This window comes from Enterococcus sp. ZQ21 (genome assembly GCF_030053755.1).
In the GTDB taxonomy this organism is placed as follows: domain Bacteria; phylum Bacillota; class Bacilli; order Lactobacillales; family Enterococcaceae; genus Enterococcus_B; species Enterococcus_B lactis.
The window spans coordinates 1-22,470 of record NZ_CP125658.1 but is presented as its reverse complement, the minus strand read 5'-3'; the positions used below and the strand labels follow the sequence as shown (position 1 = coordinate 22,470).

General features: G+C 39.5%; 17 protein-coding genes. 2 read left to right on the top strand and 15 right to left on the bottom strand.

What is annotated here, in order from left to right; genetic code table 11:
* Positions 1-47 precede the first annotated feature (47 nt).
* The gene (spxB, locus tag QK255_RS00085; protein ID WP_002292641.1) at positions 48-1,778 is read left to right on the top strand and encodes a pyruvate oxidase; all 1,731 of its coding nucleotides are present in this window, start codon (positions 48-50) and stop codon (positions 1,776-1,778) included.
* 430 nt (positions 1,779-2,208) lie between these two features.
* Here the strand turns inward: spxB and QK255_RS00080 are convergent, their stop codons facing one another.
* A complete protein-coding gene (locus QK255_RS00080; protein ID WP_002342318.1) occupies positions 2,209-2,730 on the bottom strand; it encodes an HdeD family acid-resistance protein in 522 nt (173 codons plus the stop codon).
* A 249-nt stretch (positions 2,731-2,979) separates the two neighbouring features.
* Here QK255_RS00080 and QK255_RS00075 point away from each other — a divergent pair, with 249 nt between their 5' ends.
* Positions 2,980-4,602 (top strand): ABC-F family ATP-binding cassette domain-containing protein, encoded by a 1,623-nt coding sequence (locus QK255_RS00075; protein ID WP_002292637.1) that lies wholly within the window; start codon positions 2,980-2,982, stop codon positions 4,600-4,602.
* A 128-nt stretch (positions 4,603-4,730) separates the two neighbouring features.
* On the opposite strand, the gene QK255_RS00070 is transcribed toward QK255_RS00075, so the two are convergent.
* The 14 genes from QK255_RS00070 to dnaA form a co-directional block, all read right to left on the bottom strand.
* A complete protein-coding gene (locus tag QK255_RS00070; RefSeq protein WP_002329773.1) occupies positions 4,731-5,594 on the bottom strand; it encodes a DegV family protein in 864 nt (287 codons plus the stop codon).
* Positions 5,595-6,255: 661 nt separating this feature from the next.
* A complete protein-coding gene (locus tag QK255_RS00065) occupies positions 6,256-7,548 on the bottom strand; it encodes an adenylosuccinate synthase (protein WP_002288375.1) in 1,293 nt (430 codons plus the stop codon).
* Positions 7,549-8,216: 668 nt separating this feature from the next.
* Positions 8,217-9,584 (bottom strand): replicative DNA helicase, encoded by a 1,368-nt coding sequence (gene dnaB, locus QK255_RS00060; RefSeq protein ID WP_002288373.1) that lies wholly within the window; start codon positions 9,582-9,584, stop codon positions 8,217-8,219.
* A 274-nt stretch (positions 9,585-9,858) separates the two neighbouring features.
* Positions 9,859-10,311: a 50S ribosomal protein L9 gene (gene rplI, locus QK255_RS00055; protein ID WP_002293132.1), complete on the bottom strand. Its 453-nt coding sequence runs from the start codon at positions 10,309-10,311 to the stop codon at positions 9,859-9,861.
* Positions 10,312-10,316: 5 nt separating this feature from the next.
* A complete protein-coding gene (locus QK255_RS00050; RefSeq protein ID WP_002293131.1) occupies positions 10,317-12,290 on the bottom strand; it encodes a DHH family phosphoesterase in 1,974 nt (657 codons plus the stop codon).
* 142 nt (positions 12,291-12,432) lie between these two features.
* A complete protein-coding gene (gene rpsR / locus QK255_RS00045) occupies positions 12,433-12,669 on the bottom strand; it encodes a 30S ribosomal protein S18 (RefSeq protein WP_002288370.1) in 237 nt (78 codons plus the stop codon).
* A gap of 25 nt (positions 12,670-12,694) precedes the next feature.
* Entirely contained in the window at positions 12,695-13,207 is a 513-nt protein-coding gene (ssb, locus tag QK255_RS00040) for a single-stranded DNA-binding protein (protein WP_002288368.1), read from the bottom strand.
* Between the two features lie 50 nt (positions 13,208-13,257).
* Positions 13,258-13,557, bottom strand: a complete 300-nt coding sequence (gene rpsF / locus QK255_RS00035) for a 30S ribosomal protein S6 (RefSeq protein WP_002293129.1) — start codon at positions 13,555-13,557, stop codon at positions 13,258-13,260.
* Positions 13,558-13,792: 235 nt separating this feature from the next.
* Positions 13,793-16,264, bottom strand: a complete 2,472-nt coding sequence (gyrA, locus tag QK255_RS00030) for a DNA gyrase subunit A (RefSeq protein WP_002293127.1) — start codon at positions 16,262-16,264, stop codon at positions 13,793-13,795.
* Positions 16,265-16,283: 19 nt separating this feature from the next.
* Entirely contained in the window at positions 16,284-18,230 is a 1,947-nt protein-coding gene (gyrB, locus tag QK255_RS00025; RefSeq protein ID WP_002288364.1) for a DNA topoisomerase (ATP-hydrolyzing) subunit B, read from the bottom strand.
* A complete protein-coding gene (gene recF / locus QK255_RS00020; RefSeq protein WP_002293126.1) occupies positions 18,227-19,351 on the bottom strand; it encodes a DNA replication/repair protein RecF in 1,125 nt (374 codons plus the stop codon). Before recF ends, gyrB begins: the two co-directional genes overlap by 4 nt.
* Entirely contained in the window at positions 19,338-19,580 is a 243-nt protein-coding gene (gene yaaA / locus QK255_RS00015) for a S4 domain-containing protein YaaA (RefSeq protein WP_002293125.1), read from the bottom strand. Before yaaA ends, recF begins: the two co-directional genes overlap by 14 nt.
* Before the next feature lie 227 nt (positions 19,581-19,807).
* The gene (gene dnaN, locus QK255_RS00010) at positions 19,808-20,938 is read right to left on the bottom strand and encodes a DNA polymerase III subunit beta (RefSeq protein WP_002293124.1); all 1,131 of its coding nucleotides are present in this window, start codon (positions 20,936-20,938) and stop codon (positions 19,808-19,810) included.
* A gap of 197 nt (positions 20,939-21,135) precedes the next feature.
* Entirely contained in the window at positions 21,136-22,470 is a 1,335-nt protein-coding gene (gene dnaA / locus QK255_RS00005; protein ID WP_002293122.1) for a chromosomal replication initiator protein DnaA, read from the bottom strand.

Genomic DNA, 22,470 nt, shown 5'->3' with positions numbered 1-22,470 from the left:
AGATACAAAAAATTTATGGATCATCATTGCTAAAGGAGTGAAACACCATGTCAAAAATCAATGCAGGAGTCGCAACGGTAAAAGTTCTTGAAAGCTGGGGCATCGACCATATTTATGGCATTCCCGGAGGATCTTTCAATTCGATTATGGATGCGCTATATCACGAAAAAAACGAAATCAAATATATTCAAGTCCGTCATGAAGAAGTCGGTGCACTAGCAGCAGCAGCAGATGCAAAATTAACCGGGAAAGTCGGCGCTGTCTTCGGCTCTGCAGGACCTGGTGCGACACATTTGATCAATGGTTTGTATGATGCACAGATGGACCATGTGCCTCTAGTAGCGTTCTTAGGACAAGTTGCTTCTACATCCATGAACTATAACTCTTTCCAAGAATTAAACGAAAATCCTATTTTCGCAGATGTCAGCGTATACAATCGTACAGTCATGACGCCCCAAAGTCTTCCACATGTCGTAGATGAAGCCATTAAAGCCGCCTATGAGCATAAAGGTGTGGCTATCGTGACTATTCCTGTTGATCTTGGTTTTGAAGAAATTGATGAACAACCTTTCTCTACTGCTCACACTCACAAAACAAGTGTGATATTACCAGAAGAAAAAGATTTGCTGACTGCTTTGCCTTATCTTGAAAAAGCAAAAAAACCAGTTCTTTATGTTGGTCAAGGAACGCGAAACGGATTTCCGCAAATCAAAGAATTCTCAGAACATTTTTCAGTTCCTATTGTCGCTTCCGTTCTAGCAAAAGGAATTATTCCTGATGATTATGAAAACTTTCTTGGTTTTGCTGGACGTGTCGCTACTAAACCCGGAAATGAAGCATTGGCAGAAGCCGATCTGATCTTATTTGTCGGTAGCGACTTCCCGTTTGGACGTGCATTTTTTAATCCAACTGCTGAATTTATCCAAATCGATATTGATGCGTCAAAATTCGGACGGCGCCATGAAACATCGCTGTCGATTCTCGGTGATGCAAACACAGCTTTGCAAAGACTGGTCGAATTAGGTGATGCTCGTCCTGCTGATAGCTGGTACCTAGCAAATCAGGAAAATAAAGAAAAATGGGTAAATTGGTTGAAATCTTTTGAAGATCGTGAGGAAGAACCGATTCGACCAGAGGCTGTCTATAAAGAAATCAATCGGATTGCTGAAGACGATGCGATTTTCGTCACAGATGTCGGTAACACGACTATCCATTCTATTCGCTTATTAAATATGAACGGTAAACAAAAACATACAACCTCTGGATGGTTCGCAACTATGGGTAATGGTGTGCCTGGAGGAATTGCCGCACAACTAAGCTACCCAGAAAAACAAGTATTTACCTTAAGTGGTGATGGCGGATTTGCTATGGTCATGCAAGATATCATTACACAAGTCAAATATCAGCTTCCAATTATCAATGTTGTTTTTTCTAATGATTCTTTTGGTTTCATCGAAGCAGAACAAGAAGATACGGAACAAAAGAAATTCGGTGTATTTTTAGAAGATGCAGATTTCGGTAAAGTTGGAGAAGCCCTCGGTGCAAAAAGCTTTACAGTCACAGAATACTCGCAACTTCGGTTTGCCTTTGATGCAGCCGCAAAATCAGACCGTCCTGTAGTGATCGATGTGAAAATCAATAACAAGCGTCCATTGCCAGTAGAAGATCTTCATTTAGATCCAAGAAAATATTCTGAAGAAGAAATCCAAGCATTCAAAGAAAAATATGAAGTCCATGATTTGCCAGTATTGAATGAATTATATGAAAAGAGGTTGTGACAACTGCGCTATGCTTCGAGTAATAAGAACGATGGACAGAAAATAGTTCCTCATATTTTCTAGGACGGCGATCTTATTACCGAGAAGCAGCAGGTGGAGCACCGTGTATCAGAGGTTGTGAAAAAGCTGCCCTGCATCAAGTAATAAAAACAGCAAAACAAAAATAGCTCGTCATATTTTTTCGTTTGGTTGGGCTTATTACCGCAGATGCAAGCTTTTGAACACCGTGTATCAAGAGGTTGTGACAACTGCGGTATGTTTCAAGTATTAAGATAAAATTTGTGCCTATTACTTTTCACATTTTTGCATAAATTTGTCTCGACACCTAAAGATTACCTCGTGCATATTTGTCCATGATAAAAAAGCCAGCTACCAATTGCAACAGTCAAACTGTTACCGGAAGCTGGCTTTTTTATTTGTTTGATTTCACTTATCTAAACGCATAGACGATATGTGTGATGCCGAATAACATAAAATAGAACCCAACTAAAAAGCTTAATGTCAACGCAGAAGAAATTGGATTAAACAATAAGAAAATTCCTAATAAAATTCCTAAAATATTGACGATGATCGTAAACCAATAATATCCTTCACTTACTCCTCTTGCCAAGTCAGCAGTAAATAACGCTAAAACGGAATCAGCAATAAACCATACTGCAAAAACAAAAGGTAATGCTGCGACTCCTGCACCAATATTGAATAAGAAAAAGACGCCAACTAGAATATCGATGATCCCGATTATTAAGGGCATCTTTCCTTTATATCCTGTTAGCTCTTTTAATTTATTACGTAAAAACAGTTCAAATATTCCTTTAATAAAGGCAAAAATCGCAAAGACTACTACAATTGCAACTAAATTTCCGACAGGGTCTTGAAATGATAACAATGAGACAAGTACAAATAAAATTCCCAAAATCAATGAGCCCCAGTCGATGGTTCTTTTTTCATCCATTTTCAATCCTTCTTTCATTTCTTTTACAGTTTTATAGTACTCCCTCTTATAAATAACGTCAAAAATTATGCTGTTGCAAACTAAAAAATCCTATAGCAGCTATTTCTACTCCTCTTTTATGTTTATTTTCTTCATTCTGTTTCACGTGAAACACAAAGAATGTTCGATTGCCTTGAATCTTTTACCTTTCCCCTATATAATTCTATAAGACTTGTCAAAAACTAATAATGATAAAAGTGAGGAAAAAAATTGATTACTGTAAATGATGTGAGTTTGCACTTTTCAGACCGCAAACTATTTGATGATGTGAATATTAAATTTACCCCCGGAAACTGCTATGGCTTGATTGGTGCAAATGGTGCAGGTAAATCAACGTTCCTTAAAGTGTTATCAGGGGATCTGCAGCCTTCCACAGGTTCCGTTACTATGGGACCAGATGAACGGATGGCCGTATTGAAACAGAACCATTACGACTATGAAGACTATACTGTACTTGAAACAGTCATCATGGGGCACAAGCGTCTGTATGAAGTGATGAAAGAAAAAGATGCGATCTACATGAAAGAAGATTTCACTGACGAAGATGGTATTCGAGCAGCTGAATTAGAAGGAGAATTTGCTGAGCTTAATGGATGGGAAGCAGAACCAGAAGCAGCTGTTTTACTGCAAGGTCTGAACATCCCTGAAGAATTGCACCATCAGCAAATGAGTGAATTGACTGGCGGACAAAAGGTAAAAGTGTTGTTAGCACAAACACTATTTGGTAAACCTGATGTTCTTTTACTAGACGAACCAACAAACGGTCTGGATATCCAATCGATCAATTGGTTGGAAGAATTTTTGATCAATTTTGAAAATACTGTGATCGTTGTCTCCCATGACCGTCACTTTTTGAACAAAGTATGTACACATATGGCGGATCTGGATTTTGGTAAAATTAAACTTTATGTAGGAAATTATGATTTTTGGTTGGAATCTAGTCAATTAGCGGCTAAACTCCAAGCGAATGCAAATGCCAAAAAAGAAGAACAAATCAAAGAGCTCCAAGAATTCATTGCTCGCTTTAGTGCGAATGCATCAAAATCAAAACAAGCAACTTCACGTAAAAAAATGCTTGAAAAAATTACTTTGGACGATATCCAGCCTTCTTCTAGACGTTACCCATTCGTTGGATTCAAACCTGAACGTGAGATCGGAAACGACTTATTGCAGGTAGAAAATGTAAGTGTAACGATTGATGGAAAGAAAATCTTAGATGATATATCTTTTAATTTAAACAAAGAAGACAAGGTTGCTTTTGTCGCAGAAAATGATATAACAACAACAACACTATTCAAAGTTATAATGGGTGAAATTACACCAGATACTGGAACAGTACGTTGGGGAGTAACAACAAGTCATTCTTATTTACCAAAGGATACAACGAAAGAATTCGACACGGATCTAACGATTTTAGACTGGTTGCGCCAATATGCAAGCAAAGAAGAAGATGACAACACCTTCTTAAGAAGTTTCTTAGGAAGAATGCTTTTTTCTGGTGAAGAAGTATTGAAACCAGTGAATGTTTTATCTGGTGGAGAGAAAGTCCGTTGTATGCTCTCAAAAATGATGCTTTCGAAAGCTAACGTACTTGTATTAGACGATCCAACGAACCATTTAGACTTAGAATCAATCACCGCATTGAATGATGGCTTGATGGCATTTACTGGCTCGATCCTGTTTGCCTCTCATGACCATCAATTTATCCAAACATTGGCAAACCGGATCATTGCTGTTTCAGATAAAGGTGTGATTGATCGGGCTGATACGACATATGATGAGTTCTTGGAAAACACAGATATTCAAAAACAATTGAATGAGTTATGGGCGTAACGGTCTATTTAGCTTAAAAAACAAAAAAACAGCGACCTCTAAGAGATAGGATGCTCATCTATCTTTTAAGAGTCGCTATTTTTGTTACATTCAAATCCTGGGCTTTTTTACAGAATGAGTTACTGCTTTTATCGACTGATTCCCATCGAAAAAATCGCGATACAGCCATAGCCTGTGTGACTGGCGATCGTTGGTCCTAAGGGATAAAGCTTCACATCTTTCATCTTTATCTGCTCTTCCAAAAGCCGTTTTGCCTTCTCCGCGCTCTCTAGATCCCCAGCGTAAGCCACATAAACGATTTGATCAAGTGGCGCAACGATTGTTTTTACCGTCTCATTGACGATTGTCTGGATCGACTTGTTCCTTCCGCGAACTTTGTCAACATTCGTCAGCCTTCCTTCTTTATCTACCGTAATAATAGGCTTTACACTCAATAGACTGCCCAGAGTAGCACTTGCTTTGGAAATCCTACCGCCTCGTTCTAGATACTTCAAATCGTCTACAGTTACCCATGAATGGACTTTCAAATAATTTTTTTCCAGCCACTCTAAGGTTTCTTCGATACTTTTCCCTTCTTTTTTCAATCTTGCAGCTTCCAATACTAAAAGCCCTTCCCCGATACTTGCAGCTTTTGTATCAAAAACATAGATCTCAGGGACTTCATATTCTTCCTTCAGTAATTCAACAGCTTGAAGCGCACTGCTGTAAGAGCCGCTTAATCCGCTGGAAAAAGCCACATATAAGACAGGAATCTGTTTTTCCGCATAAGAACGGAAAAATTCTAAATATCGGCCAACATTGATTTGTGATGTCGTAGGCATCGCACCATTTTTCAGCTGATTCATGTAGCGGTCATAATTGAATGTCTTTCCGAGATCATCTACTAACTCTTGATCATTCAATTGGAGATTCATTGATAAAAAATCAATTTTTTCTTCTGCTAATACATGGTATGGCAGATCACAACAAGAATCTGTTACAATTTGATACACATTTTTCAACCCCTTCTCGTTACATTTTACCCTTATCATCTATTATAGCAAATCTCTTGCGCTAGACACACTTTAACCGGTTTATTTTCGCAAGTTCTAATCAAAATAAGAGGTTGTGACAGAAGTGGTCAGCTTCAAGAAATAAGAAGGAATTTACGAAAATTGCTTTTCAAATTTTTGTGAAATTTCGGCTTATTTCCGTAGAAGCTACTTCTGGAACACCGTTTAGGAGGTTGTGAAAAAGCTTCTCTGCATCAAGTAATAAGAACAGCCAAATAAAAATAGCTCCTCATATTTTGCCGTTTTTTGAGCTAATGCCGAGGGTCAGCTGATTGAACACCGTTTAAGGAAGAGGTCGTGAACCTGCCGTTTCACTCTGAGTGACAAGGAGCAATTTCAAAAAACAGCTTCTCATGTTTGTTGAATATTGTGACTTGTGGCCGAGGAGTTGGCAGGAGAACACCGTTTATTCAAAAAAAGGGAACTGCGACAAGACTTTTGTCACAGTCCCTTATTCTGAATAAACAGTGTTCAAGAGACAGCCTATCGGCAATAAGGCTAAACGTCTCTTTCACTACCTCTTCAAGTGATTATTATCGTATAGATAAACACTTCGACTCGCTCTGGTAAGAACGTCCTGATTCAGTCGTCGTTTTTATCCTTAGATTTGCGCCCAGACGCTTTCTAAGATGTTTGTTTGTGTTCTATCAGGTCCGACAGAAAATGTTGAGATACGTACACCAACAAGCTCTGAGATACGACGTACATAATTACGTGCGTTTTCTGGCAGTTCTGCAAGTGTTTTGCATCCTGTAATGTCTTCTGACCAGCCTGGCAACTCTTCATAGATTGGTTTGCAGCGGTTCAACTCTTTCAAGCTTGCTGGATAGTGGTAGATTAGTTCGCCATCTAATTCATAAGCCGTGCAAATTTTTACGGTTTCCAATCCACTTAATACATCGATTGAGTTTAAAGATAGGTTGGTAATACCTGACACCCGTTTAGAATGGCGCATAACTACAGAATCAAACCAGCCGACACGACGAGGACGTCCTGTTGTCGTACCGTATTCTCGTCCTACTTCGCGGATTTGTTCACCTGTTTCATCAAATAGTTCAGTTGGAAATGGACCATCACCGACACGTGACGTATAGGCTTTGCAGACGCCGACGACTTTATTGATTTTTGAAGGTCCTACACCGCTTCCGATTGTAACACCACCGGCTACTGGATTAGAAGAAGTAACAAAAGGATAGGTTCCTTGGTCGATATCCAACATGACTCCTTGCGCCCCTTCAAACAACACGCGTTTACCTGCATCTAAGGCATCATTCAAGATAACCGAAGTATCTGTGACGTATTGTTTGATTTGTTGTCCATATTCATAATATTCTTCAAAAATATCGTCAAAATCAAGTGGTTCTGAATCAAACATTTTTACAAATTGACGGTTTTTATCATCTAGATTCAAACGAAGACGTTCTTCAAAAATTTCTTTATCCAATAAGTCTGCGATGCGGATACCTACACGAGCGGCTTTATCCATATAAGCTGGTCCGATTCCTTTGATCGTTGTACCGATTTTGTTTTCACCTTTCGCATCTTCTTGTAATTGGTCCAATTTGATATGATAAGGCAAGATTACGTGTGCACGGTCAGAAATACGCAGATTACTTGTTTCTACACCTTTTTCATGTAAATAAGCTAATTCTTTGACCAATGATTTAGGATTGACTACGACGCCGTTTCCAATCACACTGATCTTGTCTTTATAAAAAATCCCAGAAGGAATCAAATGCAGTTTATAAGTCACACCATTGAATTTGATTGTATGCCCTGCATTGTCGCCACCTTGGTACCGTGCAATCACTTCAGCATTTTCACTGAGAAAGTCTGTGATTTTTCCTTTCCCTTCATCGCCCCATTGCGTACCTACTACTACTACAGATGACATGTGAACACCTCGTTCTATATTATTTAATCCTGAACCATTGTATCAATAATAGATACATAATTCAAATAAAATCGAATGATTTTTATTTTTATTTTATAAAAACGCTTAAAAAACGAACTTTTATCCTTTTAGAATGATTATTAAAAAAAGAGGTTGTGACAGAAGTGGTCAGCTTCAAGAAATAAGAAGGAATTTACGAAAATTGCTTCTCATATTTTTGTGAAATTTCGACTTATTTCCGAAGAAGCTACTTCTGGAACACCGTGAATCAGAGGTTGTGAAAAAGCTGCCCTGCATCAAGTCATAAGAACAGCCAAACAAAAATAGCTCCTCCTATTTTTCGTTTGGTTGGGCTTATTACCGCAGATGCAAGCTTTTGAATACCGTTTAAGGAAGAGGTTGTGAGCCTGCCGTTTCACTCCGAGTCACAAGGAGCAATTTCAAAAAACAGCTTCTCATGTTTGATGATATTGTGACTTGTGACCGAGGAGTTGGCAGGAGAACACCGTTTATTCGGAAAAAGGGATTGTGACAAGACTTTTGTCACAATCCCTTTGGAGATCTGTTTTAATTAAGTGCTCTAGTCACTCTTGCAGTTACTCGTCGCATCTTATACGAGTGCCCTTGGTCATTGCGCAAGGCTGAACGCTGCTTTCACAACCTATTCTTTAAAATTCTTCTCTTGGCGAAAGCGACGAAAATTTATTGTATTCTTTGATAAACAGCAGTTCAACTGTTCCTCGCGCACCGCTTCGGTTCTTCTCGATGATGACTTCGATGACGTTGTCATTTTTTGGCTCATTTCCATCATCGTCATCTCCGCCTTCTCTTTCATAATAATCATCCCGATACAAGAAGGCTACGATGTCCGCATCTTGTTCGATTGATCCGGATTCACGAATATCACTTAGTACTGGACGTTTGTCTTGTCGCTGTTCTACTCCACGAGACAACTGCGAAAGAGCAATGACAGGTACTTTCAGTTCTTTTGCCAGTTTTTTCAGTTGGCGGGAGATATCTGATACTTCTTGTTGACGGTTTTCTTTACCGTTCCCTTCAATCAACTGCAAATAATCGATCAATATCAAGCCTAGGTTGCCTTTTTCTTGCGCTAGTTTCCGACATTTCGCGCGGATTTCAGAGATCTTGATCCCTGGTGTATCATCGATAAAAATATTTGCTCGAGAAAGACTTCCCATCGCAACGATCAGATTCGACCATTCTTCTTCCGAAAGCTGACCTGTACGCAAATGGCTAGCTTCAATCGAACCTTCTGCACAAAGCATCCGATTTACAAGAGATTCCGCCCCCATTTCCAGACTGAATATCGCAACAGAACGATCTGTTTTGGTTCCTACATTTTGAGCAATATTCAATGCGAACGCTGTTTTACCTACCGCTGGACGGGCAGCCAGAATGATTAGTTCTTCGGGCTGGAAACCTGCTGTCATTTTGTCCAGACCTTGATAGCCAGTTGGTAGGCCTGTGATTTCTTCATTGTTTTGAGCTAGTCGATCGATATTTTCAATCGTTGAGTTCAGTACTTCAGCAATGGATAAAAAGCCGCTTCGATTTCTTTTTTCCGAAACCTCCAAGATACTGCGTTCTGCATCATCTAAGATCGTCTGAACTTCTTCTCCTTGCTCGAATCCTTTTGTAACGATCCCTGTTGCTGTCTGAATCAATGTACGCAATAATGATTTTTCTTCAACGATTTTCGCATAGTAGACGATATTTGCTGCTGTCGGAACTGCTAAAGCCAAATCTGATAGGTAACTTAAACCACCGGCATCTTCTAACAAATTTGCTTGTTCTAGCCGGTCTTTAACAGTAACAACGTCAATCGCTTCATTACGATCGTTCAACTCGATCATTGTCTCAAAAATAATTTGATGGCCGCGACGATAAAAGTCTTTTGGCTCTATGTACTCCATGGCATCAATGATCGTTTCTGCATCAAGAAAAACAGAGCCTAGAACCGCTTGTTCAGCTTCAATATTTTGCGGTGGGATTCGATCCTGCCACACTTCATTCATACGTATCGCTCCTTGTCTTCAATTGCTTCATTTTACAAGAAAATGATGGAAAAGTCATCATTCGCATCGAAAGTATCATAAAAAAATAGCTCTCTTTTATTATACTCGTTTTCTTCATGCTATTTTACTGTTCTCAAAAAAGAAACCGAAATCAATCTGAAATCGATATGCAGCTTGTGCTTTTGTTGCTGCAGCTGCTTTTCTCAGATAAATTTCGGTTTGTCTTTTCTCCTTCTGGTTCTTCTTACCAGCTGAACATCACTATCAAGACTTGTTATTCTTGTACGACATGAACTTTGATCGTAGCCGTCACCTCATGATGCAACTTCACAGGTACGTTTGTGTAGCCTAGCGAACGGATTGGGTTTTCTAGTTCGATTTTTCGTTTATCTAATTTGATTTTGTATTGTTTGTTTAGCCCTTCAGCAATTTGTTTTGAAGGAATCGATCCAAACAAACGGCTGTCTTCCCCTGCTTTTGCTTTTAACTCGACTACCGTATCTTCTTTTTCCAAGAAGTCTTTTAATTTTTTAGCTTCTTCCAAGATTTCAGCTTCGTGTTTTTCTTGGGCTTTCTTCTGTCCAGCTAACTGACTGATACTACTTTTCGTTGCTTCTTTTGCCAAGTTATTTTTGATTAGATAATTTTGTGCATAACCTGCTGGAACTTCTTTGATGTCCCCTTTTTTACCTTTTCCTTTTACGTCTTGTAAAAAAATTACTTTCATTTGGATTACTCCTTATCATATATTTGATTCATATTTTCTTTGATTGCAGCAAAAAGCTTCTGTTTTGTTTCTTCAACTGTCGTATTCTCCAGTTGAGTAGCTGCATTTGTGAAGTGTCCTCCACCACCTAAGGATTCCATGATGATTTGGACATTGATCGTACCGGTACTTCGGGCACTGATCCCAATCAATCCGTCTGTCCGCTTCGTAATGACGAAAGCTGCGTTGATATTGATCATCGAAAGCAGTGTATCTGCTGTTTTTGCCGCTATGACACTATTATACTCTTTTTCATCTGTTCCTGCCGCCACAACAATATCAGAAGTCACATACTCGCTTCCAGCAATCAAATGACTGATTTCCAAGTATGTCGCTAAGTCCGAGCTCAATAAATATTGTACTAAGGATGCGTCTGCTCCACAAGACCTTAAATAGCTGGCAACATCAAAAGTTCGTGCAGTTGTACGAACATTGAAACTATTCGTATCTACAACCATCCCTGCAAGTAATAGTGTGGCCTCAAAACGATCTAAGCGATTCGTTTTGCTGCTTTGGTATTGGATCAGTTCAGAAACTAGCTCTGAAGCGGAAGAGGCTGAAGATTCGATATAAGTCAGCAAAGGCTTGCTTGGAAACTCTTCCCCTCGGCGGTGATGATCAATGATCACGATCTTATCAAATTGCTCATATAGGCTCTGAGAGATCGATAGAGAAGGTTTATGATAATCCACCATCACGAGGAGGTCTTCATCTTTTTTCAGCTCTATGGCGCGTTCTGGAGAGATCAATTGCATTTCTAATTCTGGATGTTTATGGATTTCTTCGAGACAACGTTCTACATCTGGAATGATCTCGTTCTCGTTGATAACGATATAAGCCTTTTTCTGGTTGAAGCGTGCAAGACAACTGACACCAAAAGCAGAGCCTAAAGCATCCATATCCGGAAATTTGTGTCCCATGATGAACACATCGCCTGTTTCATCAAAAATCCGGCGCAAAGCAGTACTCATCGCTCGAGAACGGACACGCGTGCGTTTGACATTCTTAGCTGATTTACCGCCATAATAAACAGGTTTCGCTCCTTCTTTTACCTCTTTCACGACAACTTGGTCGCCTCCGCGGACTAGAGCAACATCTAAATTGTTCTGAGCTTCTCCACCGATTTCATCGAGGGATCTTTCGCCATAAGCAATCCCCATACTCAAGGTGATAGGCGAGCTCTGTTTTTCAGCTTCTGCTCGAAAGCGATCCAACAAATCAAATTTTTTATCCATCATCTTTTTCAGATCGATCATCTGCGCGACGAAGAAAAACCGTTCTGCGTTGATTCTTTTGAAAAAGACATGGTATTCATTCATCCAGTCAGAAACAAGTGTAGTGACGAAAGAGTTCAAATAAGAAATCTCTTTGTCATCCAATTTATCAATAGCATCTGCATAGTTATCAATAGATAAAATACCGATCACTGGCTGACTGTTCGCCTGATGAAGTTTCAATAACTGGTTTTGGGTGATATCATTAAAATAAACGACACCCTTTACTGTATCCATATCAAACTGAAATGTTTTATCTGCTAGATAGACTTGGTTTTTCTTTTTTTCTTTTGCAGTAAAAAAAGTATCTAACAATTCTTCCTCTGTTAATCCACTTTGATCTTTGACTTTCAATGCTAAAGGATTGAGCCATTCGATTTTTTGGCTTGATGGCTGATAAGCAATCACTCCTACAGGCATGACTTCTGAGACATAAGCCAGATTTGTTTCGGCTACGGTCGAAGCCTGCTGGATTTTTTCACGTTTATTTAAAGTAAGCCAGCGTTTCATTTTCAACCAATAGCGAACGCCCCATAAATTCATCAAAAGAATGACCGAAGCGCTAACAAAACGAAATGGTAAAATTAAGACTACCAATACTTCGATTAGTATAAACAGGATAAGGAAGAGAGGTTTTGGGGATAAATGATTGTTTTTATTTTCCATGATTTTCCTCCCATATATGACTAACTTGATTTTACCATAACTTTCGTCATTCAAGCGACTAAACGAATATCGGTTATTTTTACAGAAAAAAAAGAATTGAATAGCTGATCAAAAGGATCAGTCATTCAATTCCTCGGATTTATTAGTCTTCGCTAACGAAAGGTAGCAAGCCCATGATACGTGCGCGTTTGATTGCAACAGTAATTTTACGTTGGTTTTTAGCGCCTGTACCAGTTACACGACGTGGCAAGATTTTACCGCGTTCTGAAATAAATCTTTTTAGTAATTCGATATCTTTATAATCGATATATTCAATATGGTTAGCAGCAATGTAGTCTACTTTACGACGTTTACGTCCGCCTCTTCTTTGTTGTGCCATTCTATTTCCCTCCTATCAAATTCGTTTAGAATGGTAAATCATCATCTGAAATGTCGATCGTTGAACTTGAGCCGAATGGGTCAGAAGTATCACGGTCGAAATCAGGCATACCGTTGGATGATTGAGATGTTTGATTAGAGTTATTGTTTCCGCCAAATCCGCCAGCTGATTGACCAGAACTTTGGAATCCGCCGCTTTGTTGGCGATTTTCAGATGCAGAACGACTTTCCAGCAATTGGAAGTTGTCAGCTACTACTTCTGTTACGTATACACGTTGTCCTTGCTGATTATCATAAGAACGAGTTTGGATACGTCCAGTAACACCTAAAAGTGTTCCTTTACGAGCATAGTTTGCTAAAGTTTCTGCTGATTTGCGCCAAATCACACAGTTGATAAAATCAGCCTCGCGATTGCCGCTTTGGTTTGTAAAATTACGATTCACAGCCAAAGTAAATGTTGCGACTGCCGTACCACTTGCTGTGTAACGCAAATCTGGATCTTTCGTCAGACGTCCAACTAATACAACATTATTAATCAAAATAGTCATCTCCTCTCATCGTTTTTCTATTGTTTCACATGAAACAACAATTAAGCTTCTTCTTTAACAATCATGTGACGAATGATATCGTCGTTGATTTTAGCAAGACGGTCAAATTCACTGACAGCATTTGCTGATGATGGAGAAGATACTTTAACGATGTGATAGATACCTTCACGGTAACCGTTCATTTCATAAGCGAAACGGCGTTTTTCCCAATCTTTTGATTCGATAACTTCTGCTCCGTTATCTTTCAAGATTGCATCGAAACGTTCGATTAAAGCAGTTTTTGCTTCTTCATCAATGTTTGGACGAATAATGTACATGATTTCATATTTCGTGTTTTCCATTGATATTCACCTCCCTGTGGACTTTCGGCTCTTAGGTTCCTAAGAGCAAGGAGAGTTATCTAATTAATTAGACTACTCACAAGCTTTGATTATACACTCTATTTTGGTCAAAAGCAATACAGAATAAACAGTTTCAAATATTTTAAGAGAAATTCAATTAATCAAAAAAGCTAGCAGGAATAACCAGATTTTTTAATCGGTCATTCTTGCTAGCTTACACACTTAGTCTTGATGGTTATTCTTCTGTTGCTTGCTCTTCAACTGTTTGTTCTACCGCTTCTGGCTCGACTGCTGCCATTGTGACGACTTTCGTATCAGCTTCCATCTTCATCAAACGTACACCCAATGTTGAACGTCCAGTTTGAGAAACAGTCGATACGTTGAAACGGATAATCACACCTTTATCTGTAATCAGCATGATGTCTTCATTTCCAGAAACAGTGGTCAATCCGGCTAGTGGACCATTTTTTTCAGTGATATTCGCCGTTTTGATCCCTTTACCTCCGCGGCCTTTCACTGGATATTCCGATACTTTGGTCCGTTTTCCGTAACCTTTTTCTGTAATCACCAGTACTTCTTGGTCTTCCTTCATCAAGGCTGCCCCAACGACGTAATCTTCCTCACGCAGACGTATCCCTCTGACGCCGGAAGCTGTACGTCCCATATCGCGGACTGCTTCTTCTTTGAAGGTCACAGAGTAGCCGTTATGTGTGCCAATGATGATATTTGACTGTCCGTCTGTCAATAGAACATTGACTAATTCGTCATCTTCTTTCAAACCAATTGCAATCAGGCCATTGCTTCGAATGTTAGCGAAAGCAGTGACAGACGTACGTTTAACTGTACCTTGACGCGTCGTAAAGAAAAGATAGTGGCCTTCTTCTGCTTCTCCCGTCACCGCAATAATTGCTTGGATGCTTTCACTCGAGTCGATACCCAGCAAATTGATGATTGGGATTCCTTTGGCTGTACGCCCGTATTCTGGAATTTCGTATCCTTTTGCCCGATACACTTTTCCGTTATTCGTAAAGAATAACAATGTATCATGGGTAGAACAAGAAACTAGATTCTTGACGAAGTCGTCATTGTGGATACCCATTCCTTGGACACCACGCCCGCCTCTTCGTTGAGCTCTGAATTCATTATTTGCCAAACGTTTGATATAACCATTGTTTGTCAATGTAATAACGATTTCTTCTTCTTCAATCAAATCTTCATCTTCTAGACTTAAGACCTCACCGACTAGTAATTCTGTGCGTCGTTTATCACCAAATCGTTGATTCAAGTCTGCTAATTCATTCTTGATGATTTCTGTGACACGTTCGGGTCTTGCCAGAATGTCAGTCAAATCTTCAATCAGTTTCAATAGTTCTTGATATTCATTTTCGATTTTTTCCCGTTCCAAACCGGTCAATCGACGCAAACGCATATCTAAGATAGCTTGTGATTGGCGATCGGATAAATCGAACCGTTCGATCATTGTTGCTTTTGCTTCGTCATCTGATTTAGACCCGCGGATAATCGCAATGATTTCATCGATATGATCCAAAGCAATACGCAAACCTTCTAAGATGTGTGCTCTTGCTTCTGCTTTTTCTTTTTCAAAGACCGTCCGTCGTGTGATGACTTCGCGTTGATGTTCGATATAATTTTCAAGGATTTGTTTCAAACTTAAAACTTTCGGCACGCCTTTTTCGATTGCCAACATATTGAATCCGAATGAATTCTGCAAGGATGTCAATTTGTATAAGTTATTCAAAATAACTGATGCGCTGGCGTCACGACGAACGTCAATGACAATTCGCATGCCTTCACGGGAAGATTCATCCCGCAAATCCGTAATTCCTTCGATACGCTTGTCTCTGTGCAACTCAGAAATCCGTTCAATCAATTTTGCTTTATTGACCATATAAGGTAATTCCGTCACGAGGATCCGTTCTTTGCCATTTGGCATCTCAGTGATCTCAACTTTTGCACGTACGGTAATAGAACCTTTACCTGTTTCATACGCTCTTCGGATTCCTGATTTTCCCATGACCAAACCACCTGTTGGAAAATCTGGTCCAGGTAATACTTCCATCAATTCATTGGTCGTCACATCAGGATTATCCATCAGCAAATCGATAGCCGCTACTACCTCAGACAAATTATGAGGTGGGATATTCGTTGCCATACCCACGGCGATCCCCGTCGTTCCGTTCACCAAAAGATTAGGGAAGCGAGCAGGTAATACAACGGGTTCTTTTTCTGTGTCATCATAGTTGCTTTGGAAATCCACAGTATTCTTATTGATATCACGCAGCATTTCTGTAGCGATTTTGCTCATCCGTGCTTCGGTATAACGCATAGCAGCGGCACCGTCACCGTCAACAGAACCAAAGTTTCCATGACCATCCACTAGCATATAACGGTAGCTAAATGGCTGCGCCATCCGTACCATTGACTCATAGATTGCACTATCCCCATGAGGATGGTATTTACCCATGACATCTCCGACGATTCTGGCAGATTTTTTATGGGCTTTATCCGGTGTCACACCTAATTCGTTCATGCCGTATAAAATACGGCGATGAACGGGTTTCAGACCATCTCTGACATCAGGCAGTGCACGTGCGACAATAACACTCATCGCATAATCGATGAAGGAGTCTTTCATTTCGCTGGTTAGATTGACATCATGGATGTTTTCTCTGATTTCTTCACTCATTCTTTTTCCTCCTTCATGATTAAATATCTAAGTTCTTCACGTAATGTGCATTTTCCTCGATGAATGCACGACGAGGTTCTACTCGATCCCCCATCAACATTTCAAATATCTGGTCTGCCGCGATAGCATCATCCACGCTGACGCGGGCCATCATTCGATTACTTGGGTCCATAGTTGTTTCCCATAGTTGATGATCATCCATTTCTCCAAGTCCTTTATACCGCTGAACACTTGGTTTTGGTGAGGCAGGAAGTGAAGCAACGACTTGTTTCAACTCTTCTTCTGCATTCTTTCCTGGTTGTACATACGTGATATTCTTCCCTTGTTTTACCCCGTATAAAGGTGGCTGAGCAATATAGACATAACCAGCTTCAACAATTGGACGCATGTAACGGTAAAAAAGAGTCAGCAACAATGTACGGATATGTGCACCGTCGACATCGGCATCAGTCATGATCACTAATTTATGATAACGAGCTTTCGATACATCGAAATCTTCTCCAAACCCTGTACCCATAGCAGTAAATAAAGACCGGATCTCTTCATTTGCCAAGATCTTGTCCATGCTTGCTTTTTCAACATTCAAGATTTTCCCACGAATAGGCAAGATGGCTTGAAATTCTCGATTACGACCTTGCTTAGCTGATCCGCCGGCCGAATCTCCTTCGACGATGAACAATTCGCATTTTTCAGGATCGTTGCTAGAGCAGTCTGCTAATTTTCCTGGCAGATTACTGATCTCTAAAGCACCTTTACGTCTCGTTACTTCACGCGCACGTTTCGCTGCTAGACGAGCTCTGGAAGCTAATAATCCTTTTTCAACGATTTGACGGCCCACACTTGGATTTTCTAGCAAGAATTTCATGAAATGCTCGCTAAATAACCGATCAGTGACTGTCCGTACTTCGGAATTGCCCAATTTTGTTTTTGTTTGTCCTTCGAATTGAGGGTCAGGATGCTTGATAGAAATAACAGCTGTCAATCCTTCTCGCACGTCTTCACCAGTCAAGTTGTCATCATTTTCTTTCATCAGCTTTTGTTTTCGGGCATAATCATTGATCACCCGAGTTAATGCAGTCTTGAATCCTGATTCATGTGTTCCGCCTTCATACGTATGGATATTGTTGGCAAAACTCATGATATTGGAATGGTAGCCGTCTGTATATTGCATAGAGACTTCAACTGCGATATCTTGCTGCTCACCTTCCAAATATACAGGTTCTGGGAAAATCACGGTTTTGTTTGCATTCAAGTATTCGACATAACTTTTGATCCCGCCATCGTAATGGTATTCATTGATGACTGGTTCTTCTTCTCTTTTGTCCTCAATCGAAATACGCATCCCGCGGTTCAAGAAAGCTAGTTCACGGATTCGGGTAGCCAATTTTGAAAAATCAAACTCAGTTGTCTCTGTAAAAATTTCAGGATCTGGCGTAAAGTGAACCGTTGTTCCATGGCGATCCGTTTGTTCAATGATCTTTAAGTCGTCCACTACAGCTCCACGACGATACTCTTGATAGTACACATTTCCTTCTTTGTATACTTTGACATCAAGTTGCGTAGAAAGTGCGTTTACGACGGAAGATCCCACTCCATGAAGACCACCGGAAACTTTGTACCCGCCACCGCCGAATTTTCCTCCAGCATGTAAAACAGTAAAGACCGTTTCAACTGCAGGACGTCCGGTTTTTGCTTGGATATCCACTGGTATCCCCCGTCCATCGTCAATAACAGTGATACTGTTGTCTTTTTCTATAATCACATGGATTTTTGTTGCAAAACCTGCTAATACTTCATCGATCGAATTATCGACGATTTCCCAAACAAGGTGATGCAGACCTTCAGAACTAGTCGAACCGATATACATACCAGGTCGTTTACGAACGGCTTCAAGTCCTTCAAGTACTTGAATCTGACTGGCATCATATTCTTTAGCGCGTTCTACTAAACTTCTTTCTTCTGTCATTCAGTTTCTTCTCCTTTTAGTTTCCCTTGTCGAACATAAAAAATCTCAGGTTCAACAGTCATTTTATTTTTTACATGGTCAAGTGTCGTCGTTGTTAAGAACGTTTGAACTTTTCCTTCGATTGTTTCCAGCAGATGGAGCTGACGATTATCATCCAGCTCGCTCATCACATCATCTAATAATAGGATCGGGTATTCCCCTGTCTCTTCTTTGATCAAATCGATTTCTGCTAATTTGACACTTAGAGCAGTCGTTCTTTGCTGTCCTTGCGATCCATAAGTCTGCACGTTTTTCTGATTAATAAAAAAGGAAAGATCGTCACGATGAGGACCAACTGTCGTCGTTCCCCGAAAAAGGTCTTTCTTTTTATTTTGATTCAAAAGTGCGAGAAATTGTTCTTGGATTTGTTCTTGCGTATGTGTTTCTAAAGAATCGACTGCGGTGAGATACTCGATTTCCAGCTGCTCTTTGTGATGTGTGATTTGCTGATGTAAAGAATTAGCCCAAAACTCCAATCGCTTGATAAACTGTGCTCTTGCTTTCAATACTTTGCTGCCAAACGCTGCTAGTTGTTCGGACAAAATATCCAAATAAAGCAAATCAGTTTGTTTTTTTTCATTCAGTTGCTTCAAGTACTGGTTTCTTTGCTTCAAAATCGCTTGGTATTGGACAAGATCATAAAGATAGATTGGATTGATCTGACCTAATTCCATATCTAAAAATTTCCGCCTGATCTGCGGGCTGCCTTTTACTAACGAAAGATCCTCTGGTGCAAATAAAATGACATTCATTTGTCCCACGTAAGTACTTAACTTTTTTTGTTCGATATGGTTGATCTTGGTTTTTCGGCCTTTTTTAGATAATAAGATTTCTAATGGGAGAGTGGATGAACCTTTTGTGATCTCTCCTTGGATCATTGCCTGATCGTCATTCCAACCAATCAATTCCTGCTCACTACTTGTCCGATGGCTTCGCGTCATAGCCAATACATAGATACTTTCCAAAAGATTCGTTTTTCCCTGCGCATTTTCACCTAAAAAAATGACCAGATTCTTGGAAAATTCGATGTTCAGCTCTTCGTAATTTCGATAATTTTTTAAATACAGCTTATTCAGCCTCATTATCGTCGTTTCCTTTTTTTACCATAAAAAAAGTTCCTACTTCTGGAACTTCAACCATCATACCGGGATAAAGCTTGCGTCCACGACGATTTTCCGGCTCGCCATCGACTAACACAGTGTTTTCTGCCAAATACCATTTTGCTTGTCCGCCACTACCGATAACGGTGGCTTCTTTCAGCATTTGACCCAACGTCATGAATTCCGTATTTAGAATGACTTGTTGTTTCAATGTCCATCCCTCATTTTCATTATTAAAAGTATACTCTATTATACCTTTTTTTCCGCAATAAAACAAATTTATCCATATATTTTTCCATATAAGACGATTTAATCTAAAAAAGGTGATTTAAACAAAAATAAACAGAAAGCCTTAAAAGAGATTTTAGGGCCTTCTGTTTAAATTTTATTTTTTCTAATTCTTTTCAATTAAATTTTCAATATCTTTGAAAATCTTTGTTAATTTGTACGTACAGGAGTGATCAATTGGATAAATTGAACGCCATCTTCCGTTGGTTCCAACGTGAATGGTCGAATAGCGGAAATAAATTTTACCTTGATACTCATATCTCCAAATGCACGCAACGCTGCTTTCATATAATCCGGGTTGAAAGAAATCTCCAATGGATCGCCACTGCTTGCTGTATAGCTCAAGCTTTCTTCTACTTTCCCGATTTCTGGAGAATTTCCGTATAAAACAACCGCATCTGGACGGATGGATAAACGAACGATATTGTTGCGGCCTTCATGAGAAAGTAAAGAAGCACGTTCGATTGCCGCTAGAAAACTAGGAACAGAAAATTCGACCTCTGTATTAAAGCTTGATGGGATCAAACGATTGGTATCAGGATAGTTTCCTTCTAACAAGCGGGAATAGAAATACATTGTTTCCGTTTTGAACAAGACTTGGTTTTCCATAATGCTGATTTCGACGATTTCTTCTTCATTTGTCAGTGAGCGAGACAATTCGATCAAACTTTTCCCAGGAATAACAATATCAAAATGATCAGCCGTTTGTTCTACTGGGATCACGCGTTGACTTAGACGGTGAGAGTCAGTAGCTACAGCTAATAAAGAATGATCAGATAAAATAAAATGCACACCCGTCAAGATCGGACGACTCTCATGCTGCGACACAGCAAAAACTGTTTCGTTGATTAGTTTAGTCAATACGTGTACTGGTAATTTCATCTGGTTGTGGCTTTCTACAACAGGAAGATGAGGATAATTATCTGCATCTAATCCATTCACGATAAAATTCGCTTTTCCAGAAGTGATCGCTACTTGTTTATTTTCTAATACTTCTAAAGTAAATGTTTCTTCAGGAAGTCTTCGAATGATTTCGCTAAAGAAACGAGCTTGTAAAACAATTGATCCGGTAGATTCGATTTGCATATTTGCTTTTTCGTTTTCAACAGACAAAAAAGTTTCAATTGATATATCAGCGTTGCTCCCCGTCAAAGTCAAACCTTCTTGTGTCAGTGTGATTTTTACACCTGTCAAAATAGGGATAGTGGTTTTGCTTGAAATAGCTCGTTGAACAGTTTGCAATTCCTGCATAAAGCTAGCTCGGTTTAAAGTAACTTTCATGATGTATCTCCTTTGAATGTTTGTTTATTTATTATTAGTTAAAAAGAATAATAAAAGTAATAGGGCATGTTGATTCTGTGGAAAACTCAAAAAACGCAAGAGAGAAACGAAAAAACAGCTGTGGAAAAAGTGTGCATAACTTTTGCTTGTTTTTTTCTTTTATCCACATGCTATTTTCAGTTGGTAGAATCGACAAATTAATTTAGTAAAAAGTTTTTGATTTCTGATACTTCATTTTGCATACTGACACTAGAATCCATCAGCTGCTGGATTTTCTCATGGGCATGGATAACCGTTGTATGATCCTTGCCGCCGAATTCAGCACCAATTTTCGGTAATGAATTATCTGTGAGCTCACGTGCCAAGTACATAGCGATTTGTCTAGGAACAACAATAGATTTGACGCGTTTCTTCCCTTTGAGATCTTTCAATTGGATGTGATAATACTTTGCCACTTCTTCTTGGATCTGCAAAATCGACAATTGAGGATGTCCTTTTCCTGATTTCAACGTTTTCAGCGCATCTGCAGCTAGACTAGTCGAAATATCTTCACTATTCATTGCAGCAAAAGCCTGTACTCGAACAAGTGCCCCTTCTAATTCACGAATATTAGAATCAATTTGACCTGCGATATAGCTCAGCGTGTCATCTGGGATCTCTAGACGTTCAGCTGCTGCTTTTTTACGCAAAATCGCTGTTCTTGTTTCAAGGTCCGGTGGCGTAATATCAACAGACAGCCCCCATGCAAAGCGAGAAACAAGGCGTTCTTGTAATTTCGGAATCTCGTTTGGCAACCGATCACTGGTTAGAACGATTTGTTTACCTTCATTGTACAAGGCATTGAAAGTATGGAAAAACTCCTCTTGCGTAGCTTCTTTTTCTGCGAAAAATTGAATATCATCTACTAATAGTAAATCAACATTTCGATATTCTTGACGGAATTCTTCTGCTGTTTTGTTTTGGATCGAATTGATGAAATCATTAGCAAAAGTTTCACTACTTACATATTTTACTTTGGCATTAGGCTGACTTTGCAGCATTTGATGACCGATTGCATGCATCAAGTGAGTCTTGCCAAGTCCTACGCCTCCATAAAAGAAGAGCGGGTTATAAATAGAACCTGGATCTTCTGCTACAACGAGCGCTGCTGCATGAGCCATCTGGTTTCCTTTACCAATGACAAACGTATCAAAGGTATATTTAGGATTCAGCATGGCTTTTTTTAGCGGACTAGGTGCCGCAACTTTTGGATTTTTCTCTTCTACAACTTCTTCTTGCTCTGCTTCTTCGCCAGTAATAAAGCGAGGGATAATCTCATTTCCTGATAGCATATAACCGACTTCAACGATTTTTGTTGCCAGGTTTTTTTCCCAATATTCTTTATGAATCTTGCTAGGAACCTCAACAACGAGCTGGTTTTGATCAAGAGTTCGAGGGTTCGCTGTTTCAATCCATGTATTATAGCTAGCAGGCGATAAATCCTTTTGGTATGTTGCTTTTAATTCATTCCATAAAGCATCGAGGGATACCAT